Origin of the sequence: Xanthomonas sp. WCS2018Noco2-27, assembly GCF_031843525.1 — a bacterium.
Taxonomy (GTDB): Bacteria; Pseudomonadota; Gammaproteobacteria; order Xanthomonadales; family Xanthomonadaceae; genus Xanthomonas.
Map to the genome: position 1 here is coordinate 70,715 of NZ_JAVTIK010000004.1, position 19,304 is coordinate 90,018.

A 19,304-nucleotide genomic window follows, 5' to 3' on the forward strand; every position below is an offset into this window, starting at 1 on the left:
ATTCCGGGCGATGCCCCTTGAGGCATCAACCTTGCCCAAGCCTCTGATGATCTCGCGCTCGGCTTGTCTGTCTGCGCGCTTCTTTCCTCTTTGTTCCCACCGATCTTCGAGCCCTGATTGGCTCGCGCTATCTTGCCCGATCGTTGGGAGATCATCGCGGGCGTAAGCGCCCCAGATCGACGATGGCCAAACGAGTAATCGTGCTTACAGGCGCGATGATTGGCGTTTGAACGTGACATTTAAAAAGCCCTGCAAATCTCGCCTTTTTAACGTCGGAGACATGGGGCGAATATTTCATCTTCATCGAAGAAAATTTTCGCAATCGAAATTTTCCTCAGATTATTTTACGAACCTGGGTAGAAACAGGCAGCAGCGTAGAGCCGTCTTTTGCCTGGAGCGTCATGCGTGGAACCTTCTTGCCCGTGCGCTTGTCGATCAGCACCGAATGACGTTCGCCTTGCTCAAACAGGTGGTCTTCGCCCCACTGTCGCAGTGCCACCACGACGGGGAACAGGTTTTCTCCCTGTGCTGTTAGCACGTATTGCTGATAAGCCGTGCCGTCAGATGCATCTTGCATTTCAAGGATGCCCGCATCGACCAGCTTGCGCAGCCGATCGGACAGGATGTTGCGCGCCGCACCCAAGCTGCGCTGGAAATCGCCGAAGCGGCAAACACCATCGAAGGCATCGCGCACGATCAGTAGCGCCCATCGATCTCCGATGAGATCAACCGAACGTGCAACCGGGCAGTGTTCGTCACCAAAGCGTTTTCGGGGTGGCATAGCGTCTCCGCGGCTGATCAACAGTGGATCAATCAGGTTGCACTTTAAAACCGGATTGCCTAGCATTCAAGTAGTCTTGATTTGCAACTGGAGTGAATGTGGCCGAAACCACGGGCATTTCTTCTGCATCACCGCTAACGTCACTCGGCTGTTCAACGGTTCCGTCTGCGAACATGCCCCGCCACTTGGTTCGTTTGTTTGCTGTCGCAAGCGGACTGAGCGTGGCAAATGTCTATTACGCTCAGCCGCTGCTTGACGCGCTGGCCAGAGATTTTGGCATCAGCTATGCGGCGATTGGCGGGGTCATTACAGCCACTCAAATCGGTTGTGCGCTGGCATTGTTGCTGCTGGTGCCGCTAGGCGACTTGGTGAATCGTCGTCGCCTGATGTCGATGCAGCTCCTGGCGCTGGTGATCGCACTTGCGGTTGTGATCATGGCGCGATCTGCGCCTGCACTGCTGGTAGGCATGCTCGCCGTAGGCTTATTGGGCACAGCGATGACGCAGGGACTGATTGCCTATGCGGCCACTGCCGCCGCGCCCCATGAACGGGGCCGCGTGGTCGGCGCAGCGCAAGGCGGTGTGTTCATTGGCCTGTTGTTGGCGCGGGTGTTTGCCGGTGGCGTAAGCGATTTGGCAGGCTGGCGCGGGGTGTATTTCTGCGCAGCTTTGCTGATGGTTGCGATTGCACTTCCGGTGTGGCGGTCGCTGCCAGCTTTGCCGTCGACGTCCCAGACGATGACGTACCCGCGTTTGATCGCTTCGATGCTGACGCTGCTGCGCCGGGAAAAGATCTTGCAAGTGCGCGGCATGCTGGCGCTGTTGATGTTCGCCGCATTCAACATCTTCTGGAGCGCGCTGGTGCTGCCGTTGAGCATGCCGCCTTACCGCTTCTCTCATACGGTCATCGGTGCATTCGGTCTGGTTGGTGTGGCAGGTGCCTTGGTCGCTGCGCGCGCTGGACAATGGGCGGATCAGGGCCATGCGCAGCGCACCAGTGCAGTAGCGCTCACAGTGCTGCTGCTGGCTTGGTGGCCGCTGTCGCTGATGGAGTGGTCATTGTGGGCGCTGGTGATTGGCATCGTGCTGCTCGACTTGGGCGGGCAAGCGCTACATGTCACGAACCAAAGCTTGATCTTCCGCACCAGGCCAGAGGCGCACAGTCGGTTGGTTGGCCTCAACATGCTGTTCTATGCCGTCGGCAGCGGACTGGGTGCAATCGGCGCGACGGTCACCTATGCCCGAGCAGGTTGGCAGGGTGTGTGCGTGCTAGGCGCGGCAGTCAGTCTTTTTGCACTGCTGTTCTGGTGGGCGACAAGGTGGGGCGATACCAACATTGCGGGCGTCGAGTCCTGATCGGGGCCATTTCTTGCGCACGTTCGCGGGCATGGAGCAGCGCATTGAATCGGGAGCACGCATGTCGAAAGATGCTGAGTTCGCCGGACGATGTCTCGACGTGATCTTGGCTTGGCACGGGCTCACCAGCACTGACAAACCAAGCTAAAAGCGAAAACGTACAAGGCGCTGACAGTTGACTAAGCTTGTCTAACGGCCGCCCTGAAATTTGAATGTGAAACGAGCAACGGATGCTGGGACGGCCTTCCCACCAATGGGCACAGGGGTCGCGTCCACTAGCGTCAGCATGCCATCGGCCACAGGGACGGGAATACCCAACGTAAGGTCGACCTGCGTGGACCAGCCGCCGCCAAACACGGTCGCCCTGACAATCATCCGTCCAGCGTGGATGCATTGAACGTTGGCCGGGCAACGGCTGTCCTCAATGACGCGGTCGGGACGCACCCTGGGACCATCGACAGCTGCAATCTCTCCCAGCCGCACAGGCCCTTCAACGGGGTGGCTGGTGCCGGCGCCGGACGTCATGCACCCAGCAAGTGAGAGGACAAGCAGTGGTGCAAAGGTCAAAGCGCGAAGGGGGCGACTATGTTTCATGGCGATGTTCCTGCTCACGTGGCTTGGAGACGAAGACGCCTGCCCTGGATCGTCATCTGCGGGGTAGGGCAATAGAACTCCACTTAGCGCGCCGCTCGGAATCAGGAGGGGCATTACATGGAGTGCTTGAACTCATCGTCCGCCAGGCGTGTTCAATGTTGCAAGCTGCGCGTTGACCTCAATGGTTTGGTCGCTTTGCAGGGTGCCCAAGTTCAGGGACACGTTGTTATCGAGTTACCAGGCACGGTGTCCGCTAGTATCGCGATGTCTCGTCCACTGAAAACATCTCATGCCGATCTCCCGTCTTACCGCTGTGTTCCTCGCCGCATCGACCGCTGCGATAGCGGGCACGACGCACGCAGAGACGTGGATCGTCCGCACCGATCTGTGGGGAAATCCCGTGTTTTCGACCCTGTCGATCGATCGAACGGGAAACCGGATCAGCGGCGACCTGGACGGCGATACGATCGACGGTGGCGCTAGTGGTGATCGGTTGACGCTGACTGCGACCGATCGCCAACAGCGCACGTCGCGCTACGTCCTGCGCCTCAAGGGCAAGGAGCTGACCGGCACGACGGAGGGGCCGGACACGAACGACCCCGCCGTGCGCGCCACCCATGCGGTGACGGGCTGGCGTGTGCCCGAGCGCGATGGCGGACCGCGCACGGTGGAGTTCAGCCCGACCGACTATTCCAACACCTGGGATGCCGATCGGAGACCGGTGCTGATCGTCTGGCCGGGCGATACGATCCACACGAGGACGGTCGATTCCGGCGGAGTCGACGCGCAGGGAAAAACCAGGGCTCTGTTCGGCAATCCGCAGACCGGCCCGTTCTTCGTCGCAGGCGCACAGCCCGGCGATACGCTGGCGGTGCATATCCGCCGCCTGAAGCTCAACCGCGACTGGGCCGACAGCCTCGACACGATCGTTGGGCGAGCGCTCGGTACAGCGTTGGTGCCGGAAGCCGCCGCCCTGGGTAAGCCGATCAAGTGGCGGCTCGATCGCGAGACAGGGCGTGCACGTCCTGAAAACGCGACCGGCCCGCTCGCCGGCTACTCGGTGCCGGTGAAGCCGATGCTCGGCGGTATGGCGGTCGCGCCGGGCTTCGGGATGCCGGCAATCTCGACCGGAGACACCGGACGCTTCGGAGGGAATATGGACTTCAACGAAGTGGTGGAAGGCAACACCGTCTACCTGCCCGTGCAGCAACCAGGCGCGCTGCTTTATTTCGGCGACGCCCATGCGCTTCAGGGGGACGGCGAGACGACGCAATATGCGCTGGAAACGTCGATGGACGTGACTGTCACGGTTGACCTTATCAAGGGACGCAGCGTGTCGATGCCACGGGTCGAGTCGCCAACCCAGATCATGGTGCTGGGTCAGGCAGGATCGCTCGACGAGGCGTTGAAGTCCGCTAGTACAGGCATGGTCCAGTGGCTCCAGCAGGATTACGGGCTGACGCTTTCGCAGAGCGCGCAGGTGCTGGGCACAGCGCTGCACTACAGCATCCCCAACCTGGCCGGTCGCAGCGTGGGAGTAGCGGCAAAGATCGACAAGGCCCTGTTGCCGGCCAAACCATGAACCGATGGGGCAGGGTGGAGTTCCGCCCCCATTGAACACACTCAGCTGAGATGGCCGCGCTGCGCTGTTGGTTGCGCTGCGCGTTGTGTGTATCGGGGCCTCGCAACGTCATCGCGCACGGGCCGCGGCGATGCATGTGGTTCGGTTTAGTTGCGACAGCGCAGGCCGACGGCGTCGTTGCATTTCAGGATGTGCTGATGGAGACCGTCAGATAGGTGCTCGGCACTATTCCGATGCCTTGATGCGGACGCCTTGGCGATAAGGGCGCCGCCCGACGCCGATTTCAGTGCCGTTCGGGATCGGCGGTCTAGCGTTCGTAGCGCACGGATGTCCGTGTATTCCGGATGCTGTCATGTCTGTCGCACGCAATCGTTTGCCTTCGATCATCGTTGCATTGGGTGCCATCATTTGTGCGGCGCCGGTATTTGCGGCCTGCCAGCCCGGGCCGTTTGCTGTCTCGCTGCCTGCGCAGCGGCTCGACGAGCGTTTGCAGGAGTTGGCCCACGTCACCGGATGCGCGGTGGAAGTGGATCCGTCACTGTTGCAAGGCAAGCGTGCCGCTGGACTGACCGGGTCCTTGACCGCCGATCAGGCCTTCATTGAATCGGTGCGTGGCAGTGGCCTCGAAGCCGGGCCGGCCGATGACCATTGGCGGGTCAATCAAGCGCAGCAACTGTATTTTGCCGAGCGGGTGGAGACCTTGCGCAGCGCGATTGCGGATGCGCGCAAGAGCAAGTCGATGACGCCCGTGCGCGCAAAAAAACTGACGGCGTACCTGTCGAAGATTGCTGCGGACGTTCCCAAGCTTGTACGCGAGCAAGGCTTTCTCAGTGCGGCAGAGCGGGCCTCTTATGCGCGCATGCTGAAGGATGTGGAGCAGTCGTTAGAGAAGGTGTGAAAAACTTACGGCGTGGCGAGTGAAATGAAACTTTGCTGGATCCAGGCGCTCACCCTGCTGAAAATCAACTACTTCCGCTTAGTCACGGTGGCCTAGGTTATTGGTCGAACGCGCATTGAAGAGTTGTTCAGAGGTTGCTTGGTGCGGTGATTCATTGCAACGATGAGGTGTGATGTGGCGGCTCGTGATTTGGCAGCTTTCGTCAGGCCGATTCACCGAGTTTTTGATTCAGGGATTGGTGGGACCTATTGCATGTGCATGTGCAGTCTCTGGCAGCACGGTGGCGGATCCAGCCCGATTTCAAGGTGGGTGGCGATCGGTTCGGCGCACCCTGATGGGACCTTTTCAACCCATGTCGTAGGCGTGCCGCGCTGCGGATGATCCCAGGCAGTTCTTCCCTATCGCTTCGATATGTGGTGTCAATGACATCGATTGCAGGCTTGCAATCGATACAAAAAGTGCGCCACAGCTTCGTCTTTTTCTTCCGCAGGGTCAGGAACCTCCTGATTGAGAACGCGTCCCATGACGACCATAGTGACTGCATCATTGAGCGGACACCATGAAGACTACTCACTCCCAGCTGGTTGGTGCTTTGATCAAAGGCATGCGTCGCGCCGAATCTGCGCGTGTCGCCTCGATTGCCTATCGCACCGGGGGGGCGGATCAGACGCATGTGTGTGGTACGCCGGACGATGCCAGCAAGGTGATTGAGATGTTCAAGCTCGATGCCGACCAGGTCCGCCAGATCGGACTGGTTGGGGTCGAGGAGCTGGGCGAGGCGGTCTGTCACGCGTGGTCGATCAACGCCGGGCAGCTAGACCGGGTGGTGCAGTGGTTCACCGCCCCCAGGGTGGAATTTGTCGGCAAACACTGCAGCGAGCTGATCCGGGCAGGCCGCATTGGGCCGGTGCTGACCATGGCCCGGGAGCACGCCTTGCTGCGTCATCGCTGAGCGCCAGCAGACCCGGTGTGGGCTGGGCGCTTTACGCTAGACGGCGTAGGGGCAATACTCGCTGACCCGTCCAACCTTAGTTTCGTCAATGCGCCAGGTTCCGCCCGCTTCACCCTCTGCCGCCGCCAAAGCCCAATTGCTGGAAGAGCTGCGCAAGCTTGAGCAGGAAGAGGCGCAGCTCAAATATGCCCAGACCCTGGAAGCCTTTGACCAGGTCGTCGAGGTGCTGACCCAGTTCGGCGGCCGATTCAACGCAAAGCAGAAATCCCAGATCGCCTCGCTCGCCATGACCGGCAAGTCCAAGGGGCCGCTGTCGTCCACTGGTGAGGTGGTGGCCAAATACTGGATTCCGCATTCTGGTGAGACCTGGTCCGGCCGTGGCCGCACACCGCGTGTCTTCAAGGCCTGGGAAGGCACCAGTTCCTACAAGGAATGGAAGTCCAAGCATCCGGACAAGCGTTTCCCGCTCTATCCGGGGTGAGTTTTTCGCGGATTTGGCGTTCTTGTGGCGTTCTCAATGCGAGCCGCGTCGGTTAGCTGCGTGCTTACCTACTCGATACGTGCAGTGTTTCGCTGTGCGCGACTGCCGATTCGGACGTTCGTTTGAGCCGTTGCAGTGAATGTGTGAGCTGACCGGCTTGCGGTAAGCATCGCTGTGCGCGCGAGCGGGTGACGCAATCAGAATGTCAGCGAACGTTGGCCGGGAGTGAGACGGCGCGTTCGATGTATCGATCGCTAAGCGCCAATCACCGCATGGGTCATGCGCTGTAGATCGCCGTGCTGATCGCCCGAGATCTGCAGGCGTCCGCCGAAATACCCGGATTCAGACAAGACACGGCATCGCCGAGTCGACGCATGTCGCGCAGCAAGATTGCAAGCGCGCCCGCGAGTTGGTGTCAGCGCGATCACCGCTGGCATGACACGGCTGCTCGCCGACACGTCCCACCTCCTCTTGCCTCGCGAACGAAACACCGCAGCACACCAAAAAGCTCGCCGCCTACCATGCTGGCGGACAGCGAGCCTGATTACTGCTCAATCGTTACTGATCGCTCTTGCACTCGAAGACCGACACGCTGCGCGGCGGGGCCAGGAATTCGCTGGCGCCAGCCGGCATCATGTCTACCTCCAGCGCTTCATCGGTCGACAGCACCAGCTTCCAATGCACCGGTTCATCAGCGGCCGGCAGGGTGAAGGTCACACCCTCGTGGTAGGCGTTGATGACGATCAGCAATGTGTCGTCGTTGGCCAGCTCCTTGACCCCGGAGGTCTGCGCCTTACCTTCCAGCAGCAGGCCAACCGAGCGCGCACCCGCATCGGCCCAATGCGCGTCTTCCATTTCGGTGCCGCCTGGATTGAGCCAGGTGAGATCGCGCAGGCCAGCCTCTTCGTTGTATTGGCCATTGAGAAAGCGGCCGCGCGACATAATCGGGTAGCGCTTGCGCAGCGCGGTCAGTGCCTTGACGAAATCGGTGAGCCGGCCATCGGTCGGGTCGTTTTCCCAATCCAGCCAGGTGATCTCGTTGTCCTGACAATAGGTGTTGTTGTTGCCGCCCTGGGACTGCGCACGTTCGTCGCCGCTGAGCATCATCGGCGTGCCTTGCGACAGCAGCAGCGTCGCAAGCAGATTCTTCATTTGCCGCTCGCGAAGTTGCAGGATGTCGGCGTTGTCGGTCTCGCCTTCTTCGCCGTAATTGCAGGAACCATCGTTGGAAGAACCGTCGCGATTGTCTTCGCCGTTGTCGATGTTGTGCTTTTCGTTGTAGCTCACCAAGTCGCGCAGGGTGAAACCGTCATGCGCGGTGATGAAGTTGACCGAAGCCCACGGACGGCGGCCGCGGCGATCGAACAGATCGGCCGAGCCGGTGAACCGGGTTGCAAACTCTGCAAGCTTGCCATCTTCGCCCTTCCAGAACTCGCGCGCGTTGTCGCGGAACTTGTCGTTCCATTCCGACCAGCCCGGCGGGAAGTGACCCACCTGGTAACCGCCCGGGCCGCAGTCCCACGGCTCGGCAATGAGTTTGACTTCCGATAGCAGCGGATCCTGATTGCATGCATCCAGGAAGCCGCCACGCTGGTCGAAACCGCTCGGCTCACGTCCCAGGATGGTTGCCAGGTCGAAGCGGAAACCGTCCACATGCATTTCGCCGGCCCAGTAGCGCAGCGAATCGTTGACGAACTGGATCACCCGCGAATTGCTCAGATTCAGCGTATTACCGGTGCCGGTGTCGTTGATGTAATAGCGCTTGTCTTCGGCAAGCCGGTAGTAACTGGCGTTGTCGATGCCCTTGAACGACAGGGTCGGGCCCAGCTCGCTGCCTTCGGCTGTGTGGTTGTAGACCACATCCAAAATCACTTCCAGACCCTGCTTGTGCATGGCTTTGACCATGTCGCGGAACTCATCGCGGTGGCCGCTGGAGAGGTAACGCGACTTCAACGCAAAAAAGCCGATGGTGTTATAGCCCCAGTAATTGCGCAGGCCCTTGTCCAGCAGATGCTGATCATCCAGATACGCATGCACCGGCAATAGTTCGACGGCAGTGATGCCCAGGTCCTTGATGTACTGCAGTACCTGCGGCTGGGCGAGACCTGCGAAGGTGCCGCGCACCGCTTCGGGCACCTGCGGGTTGCGCATGGTGTAGCCGCGCACGTGGGTTTCGTAGATGACTGTCTCGTTCCACGGCTTGAGTAGGCGCGCATCGTCACCCCAGTCGTAGGTGTCTTCGACCACCACGCACTTGGGCATGAACGGCGCACTGTCGCGCTCGTCGAAGCTCAGATCGCCATCCGGATGACCGACGGTGTAGCCATACAGCTCGTCGGCCCAGATCAGATCGCCTTCGAGCTCGCGGGCATATGGGTCCAGCAGCAGCTTGTTGTGATTGAAGCGGTGACCTTCGGTCGGCGCATAGGGGCCGTGCACACGGTAACCATAGCGCTGGCCCGGCTTGGCATCGGGCAGATAGCCGTGCCAGATTTCGTTGGTGTATTCGGGAAGGTCGACGCGGGTTTCGTTGCCCTGTTCGTCGAACAGGCACAGTTCCACCCGTGTGGCATGCGCGGAAAACAGCGCGAAATTGATGCCTTTGCCATCGAAGACGGCGCCGCGGGGAAACGGGCGCCCCTGGCGGATGCGGGAGGGGTTGGCATAGGCCGCGCTTGCTGGACGTCGCATGGGGAGTCTCGGGTGCGCCGGCATGCCGGCATTGAGGGGACTCAAGCATTGCGGTTGTTGCTGTGCAAAACGCGTTACGGCGACACGGGTATGGCGTGATGGCGCGCCGCCGAGGCTTCGCACCATGCAGCGCGCTGTGATCTGGCGCAGCGGCGGCGTTCGCTTGTGGCGAACGCCGCCCTATCGATCATGGACGAGTACTGCGATGCCGCGTCAGCATGACAATGTGCAGTGGTGGATGCAGCGCGGCTTCCCACTGCTTGAGCGCTGCGCGTGCGCCCTGCTAGCATCGATCCGGTTGCAGCTGCGCACCCATGCGCGGTTGCAGCACGTGCCGAGGCGCTATCGCGTCTCCATCCTCGGGGCCGTCGCACACCAGTTCAACCGTTGCGAGCAGGGCACAACGTGCCCGCCCGCGCGGTCGGCCTGCAGACGTACGGGCTTGGGTCACCTCGTCATCAGACTCCGACCATGTCCAGGCCGCGCCGTGTCCCTGCTGCGATGAAAATCGCGATTCTTTCGCGCAACAGCAAGCTGTATTCGACCCGGCGGCTTATCGAAGCTGGACGCAAGCGTGGCCACACCGTACGTATCCTCGATCCGCTGCGGTGCTATATGCGCATCGCCGCCGATGGCTTCAGCCTGCACTACAAGGGCAAGCCGATCACCGGCTTCGATGCGGTGATTCCACGCATCGGCGCTTCGGTCACCCGCTATGCCACCGCCGTGCTACGCCAGCTCGAATTCATGGGCACCTATACGCCCAATCCCTCGGACGCCATCCTGCGTTCGCGCGACAAACTGCGCGCGCATCAATTGCTGGCGGCGCAGGGCATCGACATGCCGGTCACCGTGTTCGGCGATAACCCCGACGACACCCAGGACCTGCTCTCCATGCTCGGCCCGCCACCGCATGTGGTGAAGTTGAACGAGGGGGCGCAAGGCGCCGGAGTGATCCTGACCGAGAAGGCCAGCGCGTCGCGCGGCGTGGTCGAGGCACTGCGCGGGCTGTATGCCAATTTCATCGTGCAGGAATTCATTGGCGAAGCCGAAGGCGCAGACCTGCGCTGCTTCGTGGTCGGCGACCGCGTCGTCGCAGCGATGCGGCGCCAAGCGGCCGAAGGCGATTTCCGTTCCAACCTGCATCTTGGCGGTACCGCTGCAGTGGCCCAGGCCACCGAGCAGGAGCAGCAAGTTGCGGTCCGTTCGGCGCGCGCGCTGGGCCTGGCGGTGGCCGGCGTCGACCTCATCCGCTCCAAGCGCGGGCCGCTGGTCCTGGAGGTCAATTCGACCCCTGGCCTCGAGGGCGTGGAAGGCGTTTGCGGCGTGGATGTGGCCGCCAGCATCATCCAGCATCTTGAGGAATCGGCCCGTTGATCGGAGATCAACTGTTTTTAGCGAAAAATTAACGAAACTCTAATCCTTTGCTCGCTAGCCTCTGTCGACCGTAGTTCCGCTCTCGGCAGTGACGGTGATCGGGATGAACTTTTGGCCCAAGTGCGGTGTCGCACTTGGGCCTTTTTATGGATGGCTTGCCGCTTTCGGGGTTCGCGTCTACATTTGTTAAATGTTAAATCGGGTCAGACATAAGGAAGCGTCCGCATGGCAAGGCAATTAGGCGTTCTGGTGTTGCTTCTCGCCATCTGTGCTTGCAGTTCTGCATCGGCAGCAGTGATCGATGCCGAAAAGCCTTTCAAGCCACAGGCCACGCAAGTGCGCTCTGATCTCGAAAAGGGCGACAAGTACTCCGAGATCAGTCAGGAAGAGCGCGCTAAGGTGTTTGCGGCACTTGATCGGATGGACAGGGCGCTCGACGCGCAGCCTGACGTCCGAGCATTGCAGCCAGACCAACAGGCGGCCGTGCGTAACGATCAAGAGCTTGTCACCAGAATTTTGACCCGGGCGGGCGAAGATAGCCGGCTGATCTGTCGGCGCGAGCGCGCAACTGGTTCGCAGATGAGTACGAAGCAGTGCATGACAGCCGCCGAGCGCCGCCGTCAGACGACTGTGAGTCAAGACCAAATTTCTCGGCGCCAGCGCTAAAAATAGCTTACCAACGAGGTTCCAGTGCGAATTCTAGTAATTGAAGACAACAGCGATATCGCCGCCAATCTGGGCGACTATCTTGAAGACCGTGGTCACACCGTGGACTTCGCAGCCGATGGTGTGACCGGGCTGCATTTGGCAGTGGTGCATGAGTTCGACGCCATCGTGCTCGACCTCAACCTGCCCGGCATGGACGGCATCGAAGTGTGTCGCAAGCTGCGCAACGAAGCGCGCAAGCAGACGCCGGTACTGATGCTGACCGCCCGCGACTCGCTGGACAACAAGCTGGCCGGCTTCGACTCCGGTGCCGACGACTACCTGATCAAGCCGTTCGCGCTGCAGGAAGTGGAAGTGCGCCTCAACGCGCTGTCGCGTCGCGGCAAGGGTGTGCACACCCGCGTATTGGAAACCGGCGATCTGGAATACAACCTGGACACGCTGGAAGTGCGTCGCCGCGGCAAGCTGCTGCAGCTCAACCCGACGGCGCTGAAAATCCTGCAGGCGCTGATGGAAGCCTCCCCGGCGGTGGTGACGCGGCAAGAGCTGGAAACCCGTGTCTGGGGCGAAGAACTGCCCGATTCCGACTCGCTGCGCGTGCATATCCATGGCCTGCGTGCAGTGGTCGACAAGCCGTTCGACGTGCCGATGATCCAGACCCGTCACGGCATCGGTTATCGCATCGCTTCGCCTGATGCCTGAAAGTAACAGCAGCGTGCGGCCCGCCCGCAGGCGTGGCCGCTACCGGCGGCGCCTGCGCAGCCGCATCATTCTCTCGTTCGTGTTGTTGGGCTTTTGCCTGACAACACTGTTCGCCTTCGCCACCAACTGGGCACGCGCGCGCGTGGAAAACCAGTTGGTCGAAGACGTGATGAATCGCAACATCGACGCTTTTGCGCAGCGGTTCTATTCCGACCCGCTGCGCAATCCCGATCTGCCCGTGCAGCAGATGCGCGGGCGTGTGGTCAAAAGCGACAAGTTCGAAGCGCTGCGCCTTGAGCAGCCGGAGTGGTACCAGTTTCCGGATGGCATCCACACCATCTCCGGCGTGGACGAAAGTGGCAACGCGTACTCGTACAAACTGGCGGTGCGCAAGACGCCCAGCGAGTGGTTCTTCCTCGCTTACGACATGACGCAGACGCTGCGTGGTGAGATTCAACTCAAGCGCACCTTGATGTTGTCAGTGCTCGTCTTCAGCGGGTTTTCGTTGGTGATCGGCTGGTGGTCGGCGTCCAAGGTGATGCGGCCGGTGTCGGATCTGGCGGCCCGCCTGAGGGCCTACCGTGGCGGCACCAGCGAACCCAAACCGTTGGCAGCGCATTTCCCGGACGACGAGGTCGGCCAGCTCGCCGAAGCATTGGACGACTACTCGGCGCGCCTGACCGAGGTCGTGCAGCGCGACCGCGAATTCAACGCCGACGTCAGCCATGAGCTACGCACTCCGCTGGCGGTGATCCGCGGTGCCACCGAACTACTGCTGACCAAGCCCAATCTGGATGAGAAGGTGCTGCAGCGGCTGCAACGCATCCAGCGTGCCGAACTGCAGTGCAGCGACCTGATCGGCTCGCTGTTGCTGCTCTCGCGCAACGAACGCGGGCAGGGCAGCAGCAATGTGGCCAAGGTCGCCGAACAACTGATTGATTCGCATCGCGCCCAGCTCGGCGGCAAACCGCTGGAGCTATTGCTGGAAGGCGAGCGCGACCTGGTCATCGACGCACCGGAATCCGCCCTGTCGGTGGCGCTGGGCAACCTCATCGGCAATGCCGTCAAGTACACCCAGGACGGCCAGGTGCGCGTGCGTGTGCGCGGCGACTGCGTGGAAGTCATCGACTCCGGCCCCGGCCTGAGCGAAGAAGACGCGGCCAAACTTTTCCAACGCGGTTACCGCGGCACCCACGCCGGCCACTCGCAAGGCGGCGGCATCGGCCTGTCAATCGTCAGCCGCCTATGCGACCTGTACGGCTGGCGCGTGAGCGTGCGCCCAGGCCAGGAGCGCGGCGTCATCGCAACGCTGGCGTTCCATCGCTAGCCACGCACACGCTTGCGTAGGAGCGCACCCGGGCGCGAGGGCCTTACCCATAGCGCCCTCCCACAGCAGGGCCTCCAGCCAACAACCGCACCCAAAACCCAGCTCACCGCTCTACCACCGTCACCACCAACTCGCCTTCGCGCGCAGTGATCTGCAGCTTGCAGCCAACGGTAAACCCCAACTGCTCCAGCCAAAGCCCGCGCAAGCGCACGCTGGGAATGCGCTGGCTATGCGGCATGCCGGGTTCGGCTTCGTAGAACGCATAACCCACCGTGCAGCGCGTGGGGGTGCGCGCCTTGCGCGGTGGGCGCTGCGGTAAATCGTCCGCGCGAGGTCTGGTGTGACGGTCGGAGTCGAGATTATCCACATCGAACGTGGGCGACGGCACCAGCCGCATAGGCTGCGTGTCTTTTATTACCTGTGTGGTCGCCCGCTTCGCGGTAACGGTGCGTTTGGCGTTTGGTTTGTTCCGCTTGGCGGTCGTTGGCTGCGCCCGGCTCATCGCCTCACCTCCGCCAGCACTATGGAGCGACGACGCTCACCCATCTGCACTATCGATACATCTGCCATGACAACGCCTCGTTCCAAGAACAGGCACCGTCGCCAGCCGGCGACGGGATGTCGGGAGGTTAGAAACCGCTCATAGCCGGCGGGCGTATTCCCTCCCGAAGGAGTGTTGTATTAGCCGCCTTCCCGACGCAGGCATCGCGTCGGCTTGCGCCTGCGAACAGGCACAAAAAACCCACCGGTTTGGCGGAAGTGGGTACCGCTATGCCCGGAGTTTCTACGCTCTTTGAAGCAGGGGTTGCTACTGGCTGTTCGAGATGTCAACTCAGTTGACGTGAAATGGTGGCGAAACATACTCGCAGCCCAAGACGTCTTTCAGAACGACGCGGTACTCGCGAGAATTGCTCCGTTCGCTATCGCTAATTGGATCAGCCATATCCACGAAGATCATTGCACCATTGCCCGGTGCAATAATTATCCATTTGCCTGGCGGGTGGAACTCCTCAAGAACAACTCTATCCAACTCCCAAGCGGTGTCGGATGCATTCTGTCGGCTTTGCACTTCAATGCTTCGTCCGTGAACAATGGCTGGGTAATCAGTGCTGTCCAGTGGTATTTTTATATCTTTGTGTGCTTTGTTCGAGAGGTTGAATGAGCCGAATGGATTTTCTTTGTTCCATGCCTTCAGTTTTTGAATGCCTTTGTATTCTATGGATAAGGCGCCTTCGCAACTGGGGCGCGCCAGGACAGATGAGTGCGCGAGTGGAAATATTAAAAGTGCAAGTAAGATGGTGCTTTTCATCATGGCCCCGGAACAAATTGTGTATGCCGTCCACTGACATCCCATCGATTGTGCGAATCGATAGCTGTTTGTCTGGCTCCAGACTGCAGGAGTTGTTGCATTGCTTGTCTCGCTGAATTCTCACACTCTGAATTAGAGGAGAAGCTTTGTCCTTTCATCGAATCTTCTAGGGCTTGAGCCGCGTTTCTTGCGCCGCCGCCTATCCATCCATTGAAGTCACGGATGTGGTCCAGCTCGGCGCGTCGCGAGTCGCGTTTTTGGTCAAGGCTGTCATATCGCTGTCGGAGAAAAACGATCGGTGTGAAATCGACTTTATATTCATCTAAAGAGAAGCCGCCAGCAGCGCAGGTGCATGCCGACGATATCGACCAATCCAAGGTTGTTCTAGCAAGACTGCTTCCAGTGACTGTTGATACGCCATCGCCAGGAAATGTGCGTGTCTGGAGCCCTGGTGCCAGTGTCGGATTCCATACGATTGGATTTGTTGTCCACTGTAGTAGTCCATACATGTCGAACCACGTCATAGGCGAGCCACTAACATATCCGTAAGTGCTGACTCCAGCCATGAGCCCAACTGGATCACTTTGTGTATAGCGACCTGTAGATGCATCGTAGCCGTCCCGGAAGTAATTCTGATTCAACCCACTCGCCGCATCAAAGCGCTGCCCCGGGAAGCGCATATCCAACACCAGTGCCGCACCATCGCCATCAGGATCCCGATTCGGCGCGGTGTTGCCGAAGGCTTCGCCTTTCAAGCTCCACGTCCATACCGCGACATCGCGGGTGGGGTCGATCACCACGCGCGGGCTGCCCAGGTGGTCGGGTTCGATGTAATGCAGTTTGTTGGCGTTGGCGAGCAGGCCCACCGGTAGGTCGTCCAGCCAGATCGCCTGCTGCTTGACCGCGCCGTTACTGTCGTAGTCGCCCAGCCAATGGCCGGCTTCGTCGTAGAGCGTGTAGGTGTTGGTGGTGCCGAGGAAGCGGCGCACCTGCTCGCCACGGCCGTTGTAGCGGTAGTTCATGGTCACCGCGCCAGCGCGGCGGGCCTGGGTCATGCGGCCGGTGGTGTCGTAGGTGTATTGGCGAGCGGTGCCGCCGATGGCGGTGGTGTTGCCGGTGGCATCATAGCTGCGGGCCACACCAGCGACGGCACTAAGGCGGTGGCTGTCGGTCGGATAGCTATAGATCTGCGTAGCCGCGCCGACCTTTGCGCTGAGACGGTTGCCGGTAGCGTCGTAGCTGTAGCCGTCGATCAGGGTGCCGGTGCTACCGTCCTTGAGGCCGGTCAGGCGGCCCAGGGCGTCATAGCCCAGGCCGATCTCCGGCGCGGGATTGCCTGCAGGCGTCAACGCGGTGAGGTTGCCGGCCGGATCGAAGCCGAAGCCCACTTCCAGCCCGCCGGGCCGGGTGTCCTGGATCGCTTGCGGGCGGTAGTCCAGATCGTACTGGCGGGCGAGGGTGCGGCCGTTGCCATAGGTCCAGCCGGCGGCTGGGCCGAAGGGGTAGTAGCTGGCATTGCCCAGCACCACCTGGCGGCTGCCACCAGCCGGGGTGACGCCCACTTCCATGGTCTGGCCTTGCGCGTTGCGCACGTAATCGACCACTGCGCCATCCGGGTAGGTCATGCGCCGCAGCTGGCCGCCGACGGTGTAGTCGTAGCGCAACACCAGCGCCTTGCCGTTGCTGGTCTGCACCTTGCGCACCAGATCGCCGAAGCGGTTGTAGCAGTACTGGGTGATCGCGCCGCCGTCCTGCATTTTGGTGAGGCGACCGATGGAGAAAGTCTCCCCACTGGTGCAGGCCGCCTGCGTCACATCAAAGGTGTAGGCGACATTGAGGCTGGTGGTGGGGTGGGTGACCTTGGTCAGGCGATTGAGCGCGTCGTAGCTGTAAGCGGTGGTGTTGCCGCGCGCGTCGGTCTGGGTGGCGCGGTTGCCGGCGCTGTCGTAGCTGTAGCTGGTGACGCCGGTGTCCGGGCTGGTGAGCTTCACCAGATCGCCGAAGCCGTTGTACTCGTACTTGGTGTCCAGGCCCTTGGGGTCGGTGACCTTGGTCAGGTTGTCCAGCGCGTCGTAGCCGAAGGTGGTGTCGGCCTTGATGCCGGCCACATCCTGCAGCGTGCGCGACAGCCGGTTGAGCGGGTCGTACTCGCTCTGCGTGGCGGTTGCCAGCGCATCGGTGACCTTGGTGGCGTTACCGTTGGCGTCGTACTCGAAGTCGGTCGGATCGCTGGCCGCGGTAGCCTGGGTCTTGAGCTGGCCAAGCTGGTTGTAGACGCGCGAGAGCGTGCGCTTCAACGTGCCTGCCGCATCTTTGGTGTCTTCCTTGATGCGATTGCCGGCATTGTCCAGCGTGTAATGCACGGTGTTGCCTGCATTGTCGGTAATGTCGGTCAGCCGATGCGCCGCATCGTAGGTAAAGGCAGTGAACGCACCATCGGACTGGGTGACCTGTTTGACCAGGCCGGTGGGCCAATAGTCGATGCGGGTGATGCGGTCATCGGCCTCGCTGGAGGCGTCGCTTCCGCGCACCTTGCTGGCGGTCAGCCAACCGCGCGGGTGGTAGCTGTAGTCGGTGACGATGCCATTGGCGTCCTTGATGGACAGCGGGCGGCCGGCGCCGTCGTAGGCGAGGTATTCGGTGACGCGGCCGAGGGCGTTGGTGACTTTTTGCAGGTCGCCTTTGCGGTGAAGGCATGTGCCACCGAGCGAACCGCAGCCGACATCATCAGCATCAAAGTAGGCGTACCGAACGGCCTGTCCACGCGCGGTGGTCTGATGGAGTAGTCCCTCCTGCGGACATCCCGTTTGCCCGGATGCATCGCAGTATTGATAGGTTGTCTGCCTCACGCCCGCAGGCGCCGACGATTGACTGCCGCATTCGTATACCGATGGTTGTGCAATCGCCGGATCATAGCGGCAAGATGCCAGGATCAATCCAAGCGCGCTGTATGTCGAGGTTTCGGCGCTGACTGTGGCGGACGACGAAATGACGTTGCGACTGACGATACGGTTGCTGGCATCACGCGTCACCTCAGTTGTCCTCAGTTGTCCGGCCTGCGCAGACAAGGTCTCACGGACCAATAACCCGGAATCTGCGGCGTCTACGAAGTCTCGGTGCGTTGAAACACCGTTACGGTCCGTGCCTCCTGTAGGCCTTCCTCGTTCATCGAAGCTGGAACTAAGTGAGCCGCGAGAGTCGATAATCCCTGTTACTTGCGGAAAAGGGCCAGAAGATAGCGTGTAGGTCGAAACCTCGCCGAGAGGGCCCGTCACTGTCGCTTGCCCGGTACCAGCGTACGTGATGACGGTCTTGGCCACCATGTTCGAGCCAGAATGCAGCATGCTTCCGCTCACGTTTCCTTGGGCGTCGTAGCGGAAGGTCGCATAGCGAACATCGTTATCAAAAATGCCGGTGAGCAAATGTTCAATACCACTTGGTGCAAGGTCGGGCTCGTCGTATCGATAGGATCTGGACGTTCCATCCTGATAGGTGACTTTTTTAAGGTTCATGCTTTGATCGTATTGATACGACGCACCCGAGCCATCATCCAGCGACACGCGTCGCAGGAGTCCATTTTCGTATTGGAAATGTAATACTCTGCCAGCTCCATCCACTGCGGTTTCTAGTTGTCCAGACTTGTAAGATAGCGCTACATCGTAAGCAGGTCCTCTTGAAGATAAAATTTCCTGCAAGTAGCCAGTTGAGGAGTACGTGCGTCGCTCACCATCCACACGGATCAACAGCCATGAGTCATCAGGCAGGTGCTGCAGACGATCCATTGCATTTTGATCGCCTCTATAAAATCCGTTGCCGAGTGAAGTGAATCGCTGCAGATATCCTTGCTCTGTGTACAGATAAGGTGTGTCAAACGAACTGCTATGGCTGAGACGTTCTAGAAACGTGTGGCTCCAGCCATGCGCCACTGCGGCTGTAACTTGCAGTTCTTTAAGAGAATGATAATAACGCGAGAACTCGCGGCCTGCGAACGACAGGTCGGGTTCAATCCGCATCTTGTCGCCAGTGGCAGGGAAGCACGGATTTTCATTGGCCGGGCAGGACGGGGTCTGACTTGGTCCTCGCCTCCTCTTTTTGGTAACGCGCTCTATTGGCTTTCCTGCCGTACAAAGGTCTGGCCAATCTGCGATGTGGTCTGATCCGGGAGAAGCATATGCTGGATTGAATCCCCATTTTCCATTGTATCCAGCAGGGCAGTCATAAGTTTGAATCTTTGTAATATCGAACCAAGCTGTTCTGTTGTCTCCCTCCCCGCAGCTGATTTCGTGCTCCATTCGCCTGAAATCAGGTGCGTTAAATGTGAGAACGCCGTAGCCTGGTCCGCCTGCGCTGCTATAGTAAAATGGCTCTGCATAAAAGCCTCGTAGTCGTGTTCCCGTAAAGCTGCATTCAGGTGAGCGTTTTCGATGATAATCACTCATATTGAGTGCGATCTCGTCTTCGTTGGCGCATAGGTTTGTAATATGCGGGTTTGAGGATCTTGTGCAAAATCCTGGTATGAATTCGTAGCCCCATCCGCCCATACGATATCCGGCGGGCTGGAACTTGGTCGGAGGTTTATCTGGTGCGAT

Annotated in this window: 17 protein-coding genes; 10 read left to right on the forward strand and 7 right to left on the reverse strand. The window is 60.2% G+C overall.

Going from position 1 to position 19,304, the window contains the following annotated elements:
• Positions 1-334 precede the first annotated feature (334 nt).
• Positions 335-781 carry a helix-turn-helix domain-containing protein gene (locus RQH86_RS09400; RefSeq protein ID WP_115562730.1) on the reverse strand — a complete coding sequence of 149 codons (447 nt, stop codon included), beginning with the start codon at positions 779-781 and terminating at the stop codon, positions 335-337.
• 98 nt (positions 782-879) lie between these two features.
• Between RQH86_RS09400 and RQH86_RS09405 the strand changes: the two genes are divergently transcribed.
• Entirely contained in the window at positions 880-2,136 is a 1,257-nt protein-coding gene (locus tag RQH86_RS09405; protein ID WP_311238920.1) for an MFS transporter, read from the forward strand.
• Positions 2,072-2,284 carry a hypothetical protein gene (locus RQH86_RS09410; RefSeq protein WP_311238921.1) on the forward strand — a complete coding sequence of 71 codons (213 nt, stop codon included), beginning with the start codon at positions 2,072-2,074 and terminating at the stop codon, positions 2,282-2,284. Before RQH86_RS09405 ends, RQH86_RS09410 begins: the two co-directional genes overlap by 65 nt.
• A 41-nt stretch (positions 2,285-2,325) precedes the next feature.
• On the opposite strand, the gene RQH86_RS09415 is transcribed toward RQH86_RS09410, so the two are convergent.
• Entirely contained in the window at positions 2,326-2,730 is a 405-nt protein-coding gene (locus tag RQH86_RS09415; RefSeq protein WP_311238922.1) for a hypothetical protein, read from the reverse strand.
• A gap of 289 nt (positions 2,731-3,019) precedes the next feature.
• Here RQH86_RS09415 and RQH86_RS09420 point away from each other — a divergent pair, with 289 nt between their 5' ends.
• From RQH86_RS09420 to RQH86_RS09435, 4 genes are all read left to right on the forward strand, one after another.
• The gene (locus RQH86_RS09420; RefSeq protein ID WP_311238923.1) at positions 3,020-4,312 is read left to right on the forward strand and encodes an acetamidase/formamidase family protein; all 1,293 of its coding nucleotides are present in this window, start codon (positions 3,020-3,022) and stop codon (positions 4,310-4,312) included.
• A gap of 394 nt (positions 4,313-4,706) precedes the next feature.
• The gene (locus RQH86_RS09425) at positions 4,707-5,210 is read left to right on the forward strand and encodes a hypothetical protein (RefSeq protein WP_311260727.1); all 504 of its coding nucleotides are present in this window, start codon (positions 4,707-4,709) and stop codon (positions 5,208-5,210) included.
• Positions 5,211-5,769: 559 nt separating this feature from the next.
• The gene (locus RQH86_RS09430) at positions 5,770-6,162 is read left to right on the forward strand and encodes a hypothetical protein (RefSeq protein ID WP_055848853.1); all 393 of its coding nucleotides are present in this window, start codon (positions 5,770-5,772) and stop codon (positions 6,160-6,162) included.
• Between the two features lie 88 nt (positions 6,163-6,250).
• Positions 6,251-6,643 (forward strand): H-NS family nucleoid-associated regulatory protein, encoded by a 393-nt coding sequence (locus RQH86_RS09435; protein ID WP_055848856.1) that lies wholly within the window; start codon positions 6,251-6,253, stop codon positions 6,641-6,643.
• A gap of 558 nt (positions 6,644-7,201) precedes the next feature.
• Here RQH86_RS09435 and glgX read toward each other — a convergent pair.
• On the reverse strand, positions 7,202-9,334 hold the full coding sequence (gene glgX, locus RQH86_RS09440; protein ID WP_311238925.1) for a glycogen debranching protein GlgX: 2,133 nt from the start codon (positions 9,332-9,334) through the stop codon (positions 7,202-7,204).
• A gap of 471 nt (positions 9,335-9,805) precedes the next feature.
• Here glgX and rimK point away from each other — a divergent pair, with 471 nt between their 5' ends.
• The 4 genes from rimK (at position 9,806) to RQH86_RS09460 (ending at position 13,406) form a co-directional block, all read left to right on the forward strand.
• Entirely contained in the window at positions 9,806-10,711 is a 906-nt protein-coding gene (gene rimK, locus RQH86_RS09445) for a 30S ribosomal protein S6--L-glutamate ligase (protein ID WP_167455844.1), read from the forward strand.
• 225 nt (positions 10,712-10,936) lie between these two features.
• Positions 10,937-11,377, forward strand: a complete 441-nt coding sequence (locus RQH86_RS09450; protein ID WP_115528741.1) for a hypothetical protein — start codon at positions 10,937-10,939, stop codon at positions 11,375-11,377.
• Between the two features lie 24 nt (positions 11,378-11,401).
• Positions 11,402-12,079, forward strand: a complete 678-nt coding sequence (locus RQH86_RS09455; RefSeq protein WP_003490678.1) for a response regulator transcription factor — start codon at positions 11,402-11,404, stop codon at positions 12,077-12,079.
• A complete protein-coding gene (locus tag RQH86_RS09460) occupies positions 12,072-13,406 on the forward strand; it encodes a HAMP domain-containing sensor histidine kinase (RefSeq protein ID WP_055848868.1) in 1,335 nt (444 codons plus the stop codon). Before RQH86_RS09455 ends, RQH86_RS09460 begins: the two co-directional genes overlap by 8 nt.
• A 103-nt stretch (positions 13,407-13,509) precedes the next feature.
• On the opposite strand, the gene RQH86_RS09465 is transcribed toward RQH86_RS09460, so the two are convergent.
• The 4 genes from RQH86_RS09465 to RQH86_RS09480 form a co-directional block, all read right to left on the reverse strand.
• A complete protein-coding gene (locus RQH86_RS09465) occupies positions 13,510-13,908 on the reverse strand; it encodes a SymE family type I addiction module toxin (RefSeq protein WP_311238926.1) in 399 nt (132 codons plus the stop codon).
• A 330-nt stretch (positions 13,909-14,238) separates the two neighbouring features.
• Positions 14,239-14,715 (reverse strand): hypothetical protein, encoded by a 477-nt coding sequence (locus tag RQH86_RS09470; RefSeq protein ID WP_311238927.1) that lies wholly within the window; start codon positions 14,713-14,715, stop codon positions 14,239-14,241.
• Positions 14,715-18,728: an RHS repeat-associated core domain-containing protein gene (locus tag RQH86_RS09475; RefSeq protein WP_311238928.1), complete on the reverse strand. Its 4,014-nt coding sequence runs from the start codon at positions 18,726-18,728 to the stop codon at positions 14,715-14,717. The genes RQH86_RS09470 and RQH86_RS09475 overlap by 1 nt, the downstream gene beginning before the upstream one ends.
• 92 nt (positions 18,729-18,820) lie before the next feature.
• A complete protein-coding gene (locus tag RQH86_RS09480) occupies positions 18,821-19,150 on the reverse strand; it encodes a hypothetical protein (RefSeq protein ID WP_311238929.1) in 330 nt (109 codons plus the stop codon).
• Between the last annotated feature and the right edge of the window lie 154 nt (positions 19,151-19,304).

What these genes read in the sequence shown, in the direction of transcription:
- glgX (WP_311238925.1), bottom strand. Translation starts at nt 9,334, where the DNA reads ATGCGACGTCCAGCAAGCGCGGCCTATGCCAACCCCTCCCGCATCCGC.
- rimK (WP_167455844.1), top strand. Translation starts at nt 9,806, where the DNA reads ATGTCCAGGCCGCGCCGTGTCCCTGCTGCGATGAAAATCGCGATTCTT.
- RQH86_RS09420 (WP_311238923.1), top strand. Translation starts at nt 3,020, where the DNA reads ATGCCGATCTCCCGTCTTACCGCTGTGTTCCTCGCCGCATCGACCGCT.
- RQH86_RS09430 (WP_055848853.1), top strand. Translation starts at nt 5,770, where the DNA reads ATGAAGACTACTCACTCCCAGCTGGTTGGTGCTTTGATCAAAGGCATG.
- RQH86_RS09435 (WP_055848856.1), top strand. Translation starts at nt 6,251, where the DNA reads ATGCGCCAGGTTCCGCCCGCTTCACCCTCTGCCGCCGCCAAAGCCCAA.
- RQH86_RS09450 (WP_115528741.1), top strand. Translation starts at nt 10,937, where the DNA reads ATGGCAAGGCAATTAGGCGTTCTGGTGTTGCTTCTCGCCATCTGTGCT.
- RQH86_RS09415 (WP_311238922.1), bottom strand. Translation starts at nt 2,730, where the DNA reads ATGAAACATAGTCGCCCCCTTCGCGCTTTGACCTTTGCACCACTGCTT.
- RQH86_RS09465 (WP_311238926.1), bottom strand. Translation starts at nt 13,908, where the DNA reads ATGAGCCGGGCGCAGCCAACGACCGCCAAGCGGAACAAACCAAACGCC.
- RQH86_RS09460 (WP_055848868.1), top strand. Translation starts at nt 12,072, where the DNA reads ATGCCTGAAAGTAACAGCAGCGTGCGGCCCGCCCGCAGGCGTGGCCGC.
- RQH86_RS09400 (WP_115562730.1), bottom strand. Translation starts at nt 781, where the DNA reads ATGCCACCCCGAAAACGCTTTGGTGACGAACACTGCCCGGTTGCACGT.
- RQH86_RS09470 (WP_311238927.1), bottom strand. Translation starts at nt 14,715, where the DNA reads ATGAAAAGCACCATCTTACTTGCACTTTTAATATTTCCACTCGCGCAC.
- RQH86_RS09475 (WP_311238928.1), bottom strand. Translation starts at nt 18,728, where the DNA reads ATGCGGATTGAACCCGACCTGTCGTTCGCAGGCCGCGAGTTCTCGCGT.